The sequence below is a fragment of the Serratia sarumanii genome (assembly GCF_029962605.1).
In the GTDB taxonomy this organism is placed as follows: domain Bacteria; phylum Pseudomonadota; class Gammaproteobacteria; order Enterobacterales; family Enterobacteriaceae; genus Serratia; species Serratia sarumanii.
This window is the reverse complement of the sequence record NZ_CP124751.1, coordinates 24,427-37,478: the sequence shown is the minus strand read 5'-3', so window position 1 is coordinate 37,478 and position 13,052 is coordinate 24,427. Positions and strand designations below refer to the sequence as shown.

The 13,052-nt window shown below is 53.8% G+C and carries 14 protein-coding genes; all 14 read right to left on the bottom strand.

Features of this window, described 5'->3' with window-relative positions; genetic code table 11:
* Positions 1-16: 16 nt before the first annotated feature.
* Positions 17-2,065 (bottom strand): ParB/RepB/Spo0J family partition protein, encoded by a 2,049-nt coding sequence (locus tag SSARUM_RS24245; RefSeq protein ID WP_128884960.1) that lies wholly within the window; start codon positions 2,063-2,065, stop codon positions 17-19.
* A 518-nt stretch (positions 2,066-2,583) separates the two neighbouring features.
* A complete protein-coding gene (locus SSARUM_RS24240; RefSeq protein WP_128884959.1) occupies positions 2,584-3,087 on the bottom strand; it encodes an antirestriction protein in 504 nt (167 codons plus the stop codon).
* A 349-nt stretch (positions 3,088-3,436) separates the two neighbouring features.
* Positions 3,437-3,673, bottom strand: a complete 237-nt coding sequence (locus tag SSARUM_RS24235) for a hypothetical protein (protein WP_128884958.1) — start codon at positions 3,671-3,673, stop codon at positions 3,437-3,439.
* A gap of 54 nt (positions 3,674-3,727) precedes the next feature.
* On the bottom strand, positions 3,728-4,132 hold the full coding sequence (locus SSARUM_RS24230; protein ID WP_128884957.1) for a DUF1281 family ferredoxin-like fold protein: 405 nt from the start codon (positions 4,130-4,132) through the stop codon (positions 3,728-3,730).
* 629 nt (positions 4,133-4,761) lie between these two features.
* Complete coding sequence (locus tag SSARUM_RS24225; protein ID WP_128884956.1) at positions 4,762-5,700, bottom strand: pectate lyase family protein; 939 nt, start codon at positions 5,698-5,700, stop codon at positions 4,762-4,764.
* Positions 5,701-5,915: 215 nt separating this feature from the next.
* Positions 5,916-7,481 carry an IS66 family transposase gene (tnpC, locus tag SSARUM_RS24220; protein ID WP_128884955.1) on the bottom strand — a complete coding sequence of 522 codons (1,566 nt, stop codon included), beginning with the start codon at positions 7,479-7,481 and terminating at the stop codon, positions 5,916-5,918.
* Between the two features lie 19 nt (positions 7,482-7,500).
* Entirely contained in the window at positions 7,501-7,848 is a 348-nt protein-coding gene (gene tnpB / locus SSARUM_RS24215; protein ID WP_128884954.1) for an IS66 family insertion sequence element accessory protein TnpB, read from the bottom strand.
* On the bottom strand, positions 7,845-8,477 hold the full coding sequence (gene tnpA, locus SSARUM_RS24210) for an IS66-like element accessory protein TnpA (RefSeq protein ID WP_128884953.1): 633 nt from the start codon (positions 8,475-8,477) through the stop codon (positions 7,845-7,847). Before tnpA ends, tnpB begins: the two co-directional genes overlap by 4 nt.
* Before the next feature lie 68 nt (positions 8,478-8,545).
* Positions 8,546-8,953, bottom strand: coding sequence for a hypothetical protein (locus SSARUM_RS24205; RefSeq protein ID WP_128884952.1), 408 nt, complete (start codon positions 8,951-8,953; stop codon positions 8,546-8,548).
* 79 nt (positions 8,954-9,032) lie between these two features.
* A complete protein-coding gene (locus SSARUM_RS24200; RefSeq protein WP_128884951.1) occupies positions 9,033-9,437 on the bottom strand; it encodes a plasmid partitioning/stability family protein in 405 nt (134 codons plus the stop codon).
* A 2-nt stretch (positions 9,438-9,439) separates the two neighbouring features.
* A complete protein-coding gene (parM, locus tag SSARUM_RS24195) occupies positions 9,440-10,414 on the bottom strand; it encodes a plasmid segregation protein ParM domain-containing protein (protein ID WP_128884950.1) in 975 nt (324 codons plus the stop codon).
* Between the two features lie 258 nt (positions 10,415-10,672).
* The gene (locus SSARUM_RS24190) at positions 10,673-11,014 is read right to left on the bottom strand and encodes a DUF3085 domain-containing protein (RefSeq protein WP_128884949.1); all 342 of its coding nucleotides are present in this window, start codon (positions 11,012-11,014) and stop codon (positions 10,673-10,675) included.
* Positions 11,015-11,060: 46 nt separating this feature from the next.
* Positions 11,061-11,564, bottom strand: coding sequence for a hypothetical protein (locus tag SSARUM_RS24185; protein ID WP_128884948.1), 504 nt, complete (start codon positions 11,562-11,564; stop codon positions 11,061-11,063).
* A 457-nt stretch (positions 11,565-12,021) separates the two neighbouring features.
* Positions 12,022-12,792: an N-6 DNA methylase gene (locus SSARUM_RS24180; RefSeq protein ID WP_128885024.1), complete on the bottom strand. Its 771-nt coding sequence runs from the start codon at positions 12,790-12,792 to the stop codon at positions 12,022-12,024.
* Between the last annotated feature and the right edge of the window lie 260 nt (positions 12,793-13,052).

Genomic DNA, 13,052 nt, shown 5'->3' with positions numbered 1-13,052 from the left:
GCAGCTCCTTTGTCAGTTAGGCGGCAGCGCTGTCGTCAGCGTCAGTATCATTGGCGTTTGTAGAACTGGCCGTAGCATTAGCCCGGTTTTCCGTATCGGCCTGCGGCTGCGGTGCCATGCAGCTCGGCAACCAACCGGTTTCGCTCAGCACCGCCGCGGCGAACTCAGCGGCATCTTTACGTTTCATGCCCTCGGCATCTTTGGCCTTCCCGGTTTCACCGGCGCTATTGAGAGCATCAACGATCTGGTCTTTGCCAATCCGCGAAAAATAGTTGTCACTCGTCGGCTTCCACCATTCCCCGATCTGGAAATCGAGGGCTTTTTCTACCGAATCCAGCTTGGTGCCAACCCGCTTATCCTTGAGATAACTGTCTCGGCCATCGAGGCCGTGGGAAACGCAGTATGCCAACAACCGGAGAACATCACCCTGTGGCCACGCCAGCAGCCACTCAAAGCTTTCGCTCCAATTTTCAGGAAATTGGTTCAACCAGCTCTCATGCATCTCGTTAAGTTTCAGGTTAGCGATACCATTCACGCTGCCAGCCTCTTCTGACTGGGATAAGCAGCCGCTGCGCATGCTTTCTACAGAGGTGTGCAACACATAGAAATATCCCGCGTCGAACACCCGCCGTGCCAGCGTGAACGTATGGAGTGCAATCGCGACGTTGGTGTTCTGCGCCAGCGCCGCAGATACTGCCAAAGTACGTTCGGCGGACAAACTTGCCACCAATACTTGGGAAAGCCCTTTTTCTGACGGTGGGGTGTTCTTCTTGATTTCTTCGCGGTTGGCTTTTTCTTGTTGCTTGATGTCTTCCACTTTCATCAAGCCGCGTTGGATTTGGATCTGGCCATCTTTCAGGTAAGCGACTACGCCCGCCGTCGCACGAACTTCCGGCGACCACTTATTGATCTCGGCGGCGTCGTTGATCTCGTTGATGCGCGCCTCAATTTGCTCAACGCGCGGCGCATGTTCCCATTCTTCGTCTGCATCGAGTCCAGCAGTATCAAACATGTCATCCAGCAGTTCTTGCTCGGTGAGCAGCTGATCCATCTCTGTCTGCAATTCGTCGCTCAATTTCGCCTGAACAAAAAGGATCTCGAAGGTCTTTTCGTCTCCGTTATAACTCCGCACCTCTCGACTGCGGCCAACCGCCCATGCCCACCCTTCATTTTTCGCCACTTCATCTGCCGCAGCCTGCAGCTTGGCCATAGCCAACGTCTCCAGCATCAGCGGATTTGTCAGGATGACGCTTTCAGCAAACAGATCTTCTCGAGTTTCCCCCCCTGCAGCCTGATAGGCTTCCAGTCCGACAAATTCAACGATATGGCTGTCTGCCGCCGACACTTCATCGTTCAACACAGCTTCGCGTAACGCCTTCGGTTTGCGGAGGTTCGCGTAATAGCTGCTCTTTTCCCATGCCTGAAGCTGGCGCTGGTGATCATCCGTCGCGCCCAACGCCGCCAGCTGGTCAAAATTGATTTGATTCTTTTTCAGCAGCTCCAGCAGCGCAGGGGCTACGGTTGTCAACTTAAGGCATTTTTTAACATGCAGGGTACTGAAGCCGAGGATGGCGCCGATTTGCTCAGGGGGCGTTCCTTTCATCGCCAACAAACGGATATTTTCGAGCTGATCGGCAGGTTGCAGGTTGGTGCGGCGCACGTTCTCCGCGACAGAAATCGCATAGGCGTCCTGTTGATCGACGACTAAAACAGGAACGATAAACTCCGGCGTTACCGGGACGCCAGCAGCTGAACGCCCTTGCACCATCAACAAATCCATCCCAAGACGGCGGGTCTCACCGGCGTCCACACCGTATCGGCCATCCGCCATGCGGTGAACGACGAGATTCTGCAACAGACCCGTGGCCTCGATGCTGGTTGCCATCTCCTCAATATCTTCCTCAGAGCGAGGGGTAATACGCGCGTTCTGATCCGAAAAAGTCAGCTCTTTGAGCATGAGATTTTTACGCTCGGCCTTGGCCAGCGCGGCTTCGACAAACTTCGCCGCCGCGTTTTTCTTCGGCTCTGCTTTGTTAGCTTTTGGTTTAGTTATGGTCTTTGGCATGGTTAACTCCTCCATCAGTAATGAATTTCATCCAGCGGTAGGCCAATCCGGCTTCTTTCTGGTGTATTCCCCTTTTGGCTTTCACCGGCGCGGGGAGCCTGGCGCCGTGACAACAAGACCGAGACGGGGTACCAGCTGACGGTACAAGGGCGGCGCCGCAGGCCGCAGCGCAAACGAACGGACGACCGCAGGGAGGAAGGGAGTGCGAACGGGTGAGGACGCCGGCAACGCGTACCCTTGTGCCGGCGGCGCCCCGGCTCAGCGTCTGTCACGGGGACAGTCTCTCTGCGCGGATGCCGGGCATGAGGGGATACACCAGAAAGTGCCAGGCCTTTAGCCTGGCTGCCTTAGCGAACGGCCGCATTAGCGGGCGGGCAGTGAAAGCGGCGCCGGCGAAGCCGGCTGCAAGCGACCGATCGTTGGTTTTTAGCGACTCAACGTCGCTAAAAACCAAACGCGCGCAACGTCGATACATCACACGTGGAGGAGATATCCGGGCTACTCGCCCGGATAAATTATTAATCGATGGCTTGGAATATCAGCGACTTTTCAGGGTGTTGAATGATACTGATGTAATCTTTAAGCGCATCTTGGCGCTCGATTAATCGTTGACAGGTCAGCGCATAATCTTTCCCCAGTTCTGAAGCTTTCCAGGAAAGGTGATTCAAAACAAAAAGCGTTGCGATGATCCCTGCAGCATCCGCCGAAACATCAGCATCGAAGTAATTACCCGGAATAGTTAAACGATAAACCCCATCCGCTGGCGCGATGTAACCGGTTGGGTGGTTAATAATCATGTCAGCCCATGGCCCGACTCGGCCGGTGAGCCCTACTGGAACCTCATAAAAATTCCACATTCCCCCATCGTAATTGCTGTGTCTGCTTAAAAAGTTGATGGCCAAGCGTTCACCTACCGGCGTGGCGAATAATTGAGGTACAAAAGCTAAACGGCGACGCGGATCGGTAATTTCAATTCTGCTCACTTCTGTTGCTGGCTGGGTGGCGTTTACTGCAGTATTCATACTTCATTCTCCGGCTTCACTTATGGTGCACTTTTTCTCGCTCTTGCACAGAGCGGGGAGCACGTTGCTGTGACACCAGACCGCCACGTTCCATTGGGGACGACAGCAAGGGCGATGTCGGAAGCCGCAGCGCAAACGACCGCAGGGAGTGCGAACGGGTGAGGACAGCGGGCGCCAGCTTTCCCTTGTTGTCGTACCGGAACGGGGCAGCGTCCGTCACAGCATAAGTGAACGCCGCGGCACAAGATGCCAGGAAAAGTGCGCCATGAAGCCGTTGTAACGGTTTTCCTTAACGGCCGCCCATGGCGGCCAGTGGATGCGGCGCCGGTCATAGACCGGCTGCAAGCTATCACTCTTGAACTTTTACAATATCAATCGCGTTCTGCAGCACGTCCCAGTTGATGCCAATATTGGCATCATGATTGTCATGGACAACCTCCATCGCCAGCTCAATATCGTCAGCCGTCAACGTTGCATCCAACGCGAGAAAATCATCATCCAGCCAAAAACTGGCCACGCACAGCGCGTCATTGGGATAACGGTTTAGCCGGGCAATAAGCCCTGCGATAGTCATTTTTGCAAGCATCCTAATATTCCGTATTATTCAGTTAAGCGCCCTGTCAGGAGCGCGAGAAAATCGTTAACCACCGTAATCTGGTACATTCCCCAAGACATACTCCGGGCCTACAACCTCGGCATATCCGTATTCGTCCAGATCGTCTGACCATTCAATATCGTCACTGGCACTATCTATATATTCGCCACTTGAATAGACGTGATACCCGCAAAAACCCTCCCCCTCCTCGCAAAACGTGTGGCAAATATGGCAGGAGAAACGCTTACTCAGACTGCGGATCTCGGAACCTTCAGGGGGAGCCCACCGGGTATGAAAATCCAGCTGTATTTCACCGTCGAACTCCACTAATGCAACATCAACATCGCTGAAAAAACTGTCACTTCCTTCGCAATGTGAAAATTCGGCCAAAGCGGTAAGTTGATCAGGCGTCCCAGTCACGATAAGGCGGTTTGCACACCAATTCGGCATAATTCTTCTCCAGTCAGGTTGTCGGATATCGGCTTGCGCCGTAGCCAAAACACAGACGTGCGGAAAGCGGAGAATGCAGGGGCCATACCGCAAGCCGCATGCGCAAGCGAGCGAACGACAGCAGGGAGAGAGTGAGTGCGAACGGGTGAGGATATGGGCAACGCGTACCCTTGCAGGCGCAGCGGCACGGCTACGTTCGGGCTACGGCGTAAGCCCAGGCGACGACATACCATTTAGATCCCCGCCCGCAGGGCGGAAAAAATGCAAATCGCAGAAGTTGAAGTCAGAGATGGGGCCCCGGCAAGGCCGGGGATCCTTTGAGTGGCCAGAATTGGCCACCATAAACAGTGTGTTATTTCACTTCAATATTAACCAGTTGCTCCAGAACCTGCAGTAACCTGGCTGACGGATAGGTTGCCCAGACCGGCAACAACGTTATCAGCGTAACAGCCTGTGCGGCCAACATCAGTCGACGCGGCAAAACCCCTTGCTCATAGTTCTTGACGGTCCGAAGCGAAACCCCAAGAGTAAGCGTCACATGCAGACCGTATTGATGCTTACTATAATGCTCCGGAGAGGAGACAAATCCCCCTCCGGAACCTTTTTTATAAATTTACGTCACTACCTGATTATCCTCCAAATACCAGCGAAGCAGACTGTGCTCCGGCGTTAGTGGTGGCAAAGGCTTTCGCCTGCACGGCGGTTTTAAGGGTGTAGCTGTAATTGGACGACGCTGTCCAATTCGCTTTTGGCGATTTCTGATTTGTGATGGCGGGAACGCTGCCTGTATCAGTAAAAGTACCGTTGGCTTTGTCATCCAACATGCCGTTGTTCTCGCTACCCGCACCAAAATAGTTGTTCTCGGAAAGGATATTGGCGTTTTGCGCCAGCGTAAAACCAAGGTGGAAATGGTTAATATAGTTGTTATAAACGTGAAAATAACCGTAACGCATCAGGCCAGGTGCACGGACCTCCATGTTTTCGAAATGGTTGTGGCATAGTGTCAGGTGAGGGAAGCCGTTATAGGCGGTGTTATTGTCGTCCGCCGGATGGCCGAGGATTAGACCGTATTTGTGGTTTGAAAACAAGCAGTTACTAATGGTTGCATAATCCGCTTTATCACCAACATATAGAAGCTTATCCAGACTTCCATCATTTGATGACCAACTATGCCCCACAAACGAACAATGGTCGACCCAATACTTACTACCGTAGTTCAGGTATAATTGAATATCATCATTATCCTTGATGCTTTGTGAGTGCTGAAATACCAAGTTCTGAAATATGATATTTTGCGAGCTCGCCGTGGCACGCAGATGAATGTTATTCAGCGTACGACTTTGAAAGGAGCCAACCAGGGTTTTGTTGGCGCCTAACGGAACTTTTGTGAGGGTTGGTGCGGAAATGTTTCTGTCGATCACCAAGACTCGCGGTGTGTTGTCAGCGATATTTTCTTTAAGTTGATCTAGCGTGGTAATACTCACCACTGAACCTGACCACCCCCCTGTAACGTTGGCCGCTTTAGCAAAACCAGTCAGACCAGATAGTTTCGTTTGTGGATATGACATTGGAACCTCTCTTCGTAAGTTGAGCCCGTTTAAATGAGCCAGTAATTGACGAAGTAAGATTACGACGGCGTCGTACTCCTTGTATAAAGGTTACGTTTGTGAGAGGGCTCACAGGACGTGATATATCTAAACTTATGCAATAACACCAACTTTATAATTTAATTAGTGATGTTATTTTTATAAGAGCTACATACAGGTCGTACAGGCGCTCAATATTAAATGATATCGACCTTCCATGGCAGCAGATCGCGGACTCGGTTTACCGGCCAGTCCTGGATATGTCCGATGACGTAGCGCAGCCACGCTTCCGGCTCCACGCCGTTGAGTTTGCACGTGCCGATCAGCGAGTACAGTATCGCAGCACGTTCTCCGCCTGCATCTGACCCGGCGAACAACCAGTTTTTTCGCCCCAGCGCGACACCGCGCAGGGCGTTCTCTGCGATATTGTTGTCGATTTCCGCCCAGCCTTTCTCGCAGTAGAGAGTCAACGCATTCCACTGTTTCAGCAGATAAGCGAACGCCTTCGCCATCTCCGCGTGGCGTGACAGCGTTTTCATCTGTATCTGGATCCAGTCGTACAGCGATTGCATCCGCGGCACCGTCTTCGCTTTTCTGACCGACAGCCGCTTCTCCGCAGGGCTGCCGCGTATCTCGGCTTCGATGGCGTACAGCTCACCGATGCGTCTCAGCGCTTCCGTGGTGATGTCGGTCGGTGTGCGGACATGAACATCGTGGATTTTTCGCCGCGCATGCGCCATGCAGGCGGCTTCCGTGATGCGCCCGTTCTCATACAGTGCGTTGTAGCCCCCATACGCATCGGCCTGCAGGATACCGCTGTACCCGGCCAGGTGCTGCTGCGGATGGATGCCCTTGCGGTCCGGTGAGTACGCGAACCACACCGCCGGCGGCATCACCGAGCCCGCGTTGCGATCATCACGCACGTATACCCACAGACGGCCGGTGCGGGTCTTGCCACTCCCCGGCGCCTGGACCGGCACCGGGATGTCGTCGGTATGCACCTTGCCCGGCATCAGCACATACTCCCGCAACAGCTCATACAGCGGCTCCAGCAGTTCACTCACCGCGCCAGACCAGCGCCCGAGCGTGGCCCGACTCAGCTCCACACCCTGTCGACGGTAGATTTCCGACTGGCGGTAGTGCGGCGTGTGTTCGGCGAACTTCGCCGTGACGATGCGCGCCAGTAAGCCGGGACCGGCGTAGCTGCGCTCGAGAGGTTTTGAGGGCATCGGCGATTGCACGATGGTGTCGCACCGGCAACAGCTCAGCTTTGGCCGCTGCGTTTCGATGACCTTGAAGGCGCTGCTGATGAGCTCCAGTTGTTCCGAGATATCGCACCCGAGCAGGCTGAGGCCGCCGCCACACGCCGGGCAGGTACTTTCTTGCGGAGGGAGCACGCGTGTTTCGCGCGGTATGCTAGCTGGCAAGGGCTTGCGAGCAGAGGACTGCCGTAACGGCTGCGGCAACGCCGGATCATGCTGTTCGCCCAGCGTCTCAGCCAGCTCTTCCTGCAGGGCGTTGATGTGTTCTTCCGCTTCGCGTAGCTGGCGCTGCGTTTTTTCCCGCAGCTTTTCGGAGCTCTTGCCGAACTGCATGCGTTGCAGTTTGGCAACCAGGACTTTCAGCCGGTTGATTTCGCTGGCATACGCCGCCACCCGTTGCGAGAGCAGGCGATTGTACTCCGCCATTTGTCGAAGCGTGTTTTGCTGCTCCAGCAGCTGCGCCCGGAGTCGGGCGTTTTCATCGGGGTAGGAAGCAACCATACCCCTACCTTACAACAGGTTATATCCTCAGGCCAGGCCGTTCCATCCGTTGCGGGTGTTTCCAGTTGATGCCTTCCAACAGCATCGCCAGCTGGGCCGGTGTCAGATGAATTTTGCCGTTTCTCGCCGCCGGCCAGACGAAGCGACCGCGCTCCAGGCGTTTGGTGAACAGGCACAGGCCATCTGCGTCGGCCCACAGCACTTTAATCATATCGCCGCGGCGCCCTCGGAAGATGAAGGCCTGGCCCGAGAAGGGATTGTCACGCAGAGTATTTTGAACCCGTGAAGCCAGCCCGTTAAAACCGTTACGCATGTCGGTGATGCCGGCCACGATCCAGATGCGACTGCCCGCCGGCAGCGACATCATCGGCGCGTTCCTTTCAACTCGTGGATCAACATGCTCAGCAAGGCAGGACTGAGTGCACCCCGGAGCCGTAACGTGCCGGCAGGCAGCACCAGTTCACATTCCGCGGCATCGGAGGGTGGTGTTTTATCTGCTTCAGTTATAGGCGGTGATGATGGCATATCTTCCAGTTCCACCGGCAACAGGCAGTGCTCAGCGGGAAGAGGCGTGCCGAGGCGCCCCTGCTTGTAAAGGTTGCGCCAGTTGAACAACAGGTTGTCGTTGATGCCATGCTCGCGCGCCAGCCTGGCGGTACTGACGCCAGGCTGCATTGATTGTTCAACCAGCGCCAGCTTGAACGCCAGCGGGAAGTTGGGTCTGCGTCCCCTTCTTTTGGGTTTTGATGGCACGGCCGTTATCGGTGTTTGTAGCGGCGGTGATGCTGAGGAGCGTGACCGTTTTTTACCGGGATAAAGGGTGCGTTCCAGCGTCAGTTCGTTGACGGGCCAACGAACACCGGCCTTGATAGCGCGCTGGAAACAGCTGTTGACTGTTGACCTGGGTAGCCCCAGCTGTTTGGCGATGCGGTTCTGAGACAGCTGTTCCTGATAGTGAAGACGAAAGACCTCAAACAACCATGCCCGTTCACTCATAAAATAATGTCCATTAAACAGATGATGGACATTATTTTCAGGGAAAGCGGGCCTCTCTGACAGGCGGTTCAAATGTGACGCTTACCCCCAAGATAATCCGCGGTCTGCTTTTGCGTCCAACCCAGCGCCCCTCGCCATGCCTTCATACCTGCTGAAGGCATAATAAGTGATACCACGCCCCTGGACTGAGGTGTAGTCTGATCGTGGCGCGTTAGCGCCTGCAGTTGCAAAACGATTTGCGGTTGCTCCATTCGACGCAAATCGGGTAACAAGCGGACCAGCATCAGTGTCTGGATCCCCAGGCGAGCTGTTCGGGACACGCCACTATTTTCATAGGTCCGATAAGTCCGTTCTGACACCCCCAGAGCATTGGCGGCATCCTCTTGCCGCCAATGGCTCCCCAGGCGCAGCGAACGCGCCTCAGACAGCGAAAAGTATTGGCCGGCGCGCCATAATCTCAACTCAAAAACATCCATGCATTGCCCCCTTAAAAAACAGGCAATTTTTGCACCCTAAACGAGACAAAAATGCAGACAAACCGGCAATAATTGCCCCTTAGAGCAATTTATCCAATTTCTTGCGAGCCTCATCCAGGGGCCCCAATTCGCTACGCTGCTGTACAGGTTCAACCGGATCCACCAATCGACAATTATCACCAGACAACGCCATAACCACGTCGCGGATCGCGGCCATTTCGGGTCTCCAGCCTGTTGTTTGACTGACCAGGTTGACCAGCTGCTCGCTGGTCAACTGGCCGTTATACATCGTGGCCAACAATACTGGTAATCGTGAATCGAGCTGATGTAATGCCGCCGTTGTGATGATGGCATTACGCAGAAAATCCCCGCGCACTCGCTGCGAAATGGATTCAACCACATTCAGAGCTTGGCGATCTGCCTCGCAGTCCAGCTGCAAATAGCTGGTAAATTTTCGGCGGGTATCACTGCTGTTTTCGCTCACGGTTATCCCTCTTGTTTATACAATGCCATTTCACTCGCCAGCGCCATTTGCGGGTTTTCGACCAACGTTATACGTTCCGCCGACAGTTTCCAGGCTTTTCTTACGGCGGATTCTATCAGCGGAGCGCCCCCACCGACCAGCCAAACCCGGTTAACGTGGCGGAATCGCGCCAGTTCGTTCACTACACGATCGCCAAGCCGGGTGATACCGTGCTCTATCGCGGCGATAACGTCATCAACACGGGAAGCATCATTTATCAGCTGTGACAAAAAGGCCCGATCGTGACGACGCTGGATCACCGTATCCGCCACATAGGCGCTCGTATCGCTGTCCGCCATACGCAGCGCCGTCAGCGCGGCCTGCGTCACCATAGAAACACCCAGGGTAGGATTACCGTGGATCGCCGTCACATCGTCGAATTGCCCGACGATCACCCCGGCATCAAGCGTTGTGCCACCCAAATCGATAACCAGGGACGTTTCCAGCGGCCCAACATTCTCCTGGACCAAGTGAGAAAACACCGCCGGTAGGGATTCAGGCATCACTTCAACTGCTGTCACCGTAAAAGCGTCTCCTTTATTCAACGTCACAGGTCGAAGCAGGTTGTCGATTTTTCGCTGAATATTGACTGTGTTTTTCTGACAGTCATCGGTATAGAACTCGCTGATTGGCAATGTGACAGTCAGCTTAACCGATTGTGGCTCAATGCCACTGTTTAGCAAGGCATGGTGAACCGCGAGCAGATTGGTATCACCGTACTGATACTCAATATTGGTCGTGCTGATCGCCTGCTGGCTAACATCGTCAAAGGTGTACTTCAGGCCATCAACGGAATAGTTGTACGTCCGACGGCTGCCGATGCCGTCGATTTTCCATCCTGGACGGAAAGAATTAGGCGATAGGGTCGTATGTAAATTCCCCGCCATATACCAGGCCAGCTTCACATTGGTAGAACCATCATCACAGCAAATATGCATTTCACAACCCTTTAGTTACTCAATTTGAGTATCATTATAAGTAAATCAGAGAGCGCATCAAGCTATAGTTTCTCAAAATGAGTAATTTAAATAACTCAATATGAGTTTATTGGTTGCTAACTTTCGTTGTTACGCATCAAACTGAGTCACTTTATTATTGAAGAGTTCCCGCCACAGGCCCCCTTGATGCTCAATATGAGTATCAAGGGGGCTTTGCCACACCGCGGAACTATCACCAATGCGAACCGGGCGTCGCTTTTAACCCACAGACGTCATACAGAACTCGGTTTGTGTAATGAGAAACTCAAGATAACCTTGTTTCTCCAGCAGATGATCAAAGGTCGGGTCGTCCGACGGGAGACGCTCCATAAAGTCGTCACCGCCACATAATCGGCAGGCTTCATCAAATACGTCTCTACTGTCACGGGTCGTCGGATCCAACCCTTCCGCATAGGCCAATAACCGCTTTCCTTTGGCATGCGATGCCGCCATCAAATACACCCCCTCATCCTTGACCAACAGCACATCACTCCCCTGTTGACGCGCATGTGTGATCACCTCAATTGTCTTTTTACCCTTAAAATAAATCTTATTATTCATATTGATACCATAATTAGATAGGGCGGCAGGCGCACCGCCCTAATGATTACTTGTAGATTTCGGCGATGACGGCGGCCAGTGCATTAGCTTTCGGTAACGATTCAAGACGGGTATTCATCATGACCAGTTCAGTCGCAAGTAAGCGTGCCGATACGCTGATGTGTTGATCAGGTTGCTTACGGCTGTTTAGGAACGACAGCAGTGCGAAGGCCGCATGAGGATGACAAATCACCTCCTCTGAAAACTCGGTAATTTCAGCGTCAAAATGGCCCATGGCGGTGAGTAATACAGACTGCCGCCATAATGGAAAATCGGCATAAAATCCAGCCATGTGCAGGCGGTGCCCCAAGTGGAATAAATCGGCCATTAAATCAGCGAAAATCGACGTGACGTCGCGTTCATCACCCGGACATCTAGCCAAGAAAGCCAACACAGCCTCCGCTGCCAATGAAATGCGGGCCAAATTGTCCTCCGTGCGCTCGTCCTGCAGCGGATTGCCCTGTTTGCTAACAGCCAGCTCGGCCAACATCTCTTTCAGTGATTTCGTCATAAACCCTCCCGTTACGACTTCTTTCTGGTGTATTCCCCTTTTGGCTTTCGCCGGCGCGGGGAGCCTGGCGCCGTGACAACAAGACCGAGACGGGGTATCAGCTGACGGTACAAGGGCGGCGCCGCAGGCCGCAGCGCAAGCGACCAAACGACCGCAGGGAGGAAGGGAGTGCGAACGGGTGAGGACGCCGGCAACGCTTACCCTTGTGCCGGCGGCGCCCCGGCTCAGCGTCTGTCACGGGGACAGTCTCTCTGCGCGGATGCCGGGCCTGAGGGGATGCACCAGAAAGTGCCAGGCCTTTAGCCTGGCTGCCTTAGCGAACGGCCGCACAAGCGGCCGGGCAGTGAAAGCGGCGCCGGCATCGCCGGCTGCAAGCGACCGATCGTTGGTTTTTGGCGACTCAACGTCGCCGGAAACCAATAGCAAAAAGGGGAGAATTGTCTCCCCTTCCCTAAAACTAAACCGCTTGCAGCACTTTTTGGAATCGAGTTGCGATATCAAGCAAGCGAAGTTTCTCACCCCATCCATTAATGTAATAAATCGGCGTATGGCGAACCTTCGACATACTCATGGATAAGGTATTGCCGGTATAAACTGTTGCAGGCAACCCCAATAATGCGAGCTGTACAAAACACATATCGGCGGCCATCGGATCGATATCAGTACAACGAATATACAACTGCTGCTGCGGGTTATAGCCTTGCGTTAACAAGTGCTCGGCCACAGCGATCACCATCCCTCCCGATCCGCTGGCCGGCTCATCCAACGTAATAAACGGTCGCTGTTTCAGCTCGTTAACGTGTTCTCCGATTGTCAGCCTTGCCATCAAGCGCGAAAGTTCAAGCGGCGTGAAAAACTGCCCCATTGATGCGGCGCCGAATTCCAGTTCCATGAATACCCCCCCCAACAGGTCATGCATTCCAGCTTCCAACGCATCAACCAGGAAACAGAACAAATGGTGCATCTTTTCTAAATCGGCAGCCTCATACCGTTTACAAATCTGCATTGCCTCTTCCCTCCCCTCCTCCGATCGCACGCGTGCCAGGTCAAGTTCATTAGAAGCCAGCCGAATAAAGTCACGGAAAACATCGAGGCGCCGATGGTAAGTAGCAACGCACGAGAACGTTTTGATAAATAGTTTCCTGGCTTCACTGGGCGTGGTTCTTGATTCATTTTTCACTGGCGCTTCAGTTGTCAGCAAAGCATCGAAGGAAAGTTGGTTGTTCACGGTGTTGTCTCCCTATGGAGGCGAGAACCCATTTCTCGCCATAGCGCAAGAACTAGCCACGCCGGCAAGGGATGAGGCAGGTACGGCTGCTGAAGCCGCATGCGCAAGCGACTGGAACAACGTGGAGGGAGTGCGAACGGGTAAAGCAGCCGGCGGTAGCGAATACTTGCCGCAGACCAAGGCGAGGCTATGTTAGGCGCGGCGAGTTAATGGGTGACGCTGCAATGGAAACAACGGCAACACAGAGTTTCTTGGCCATA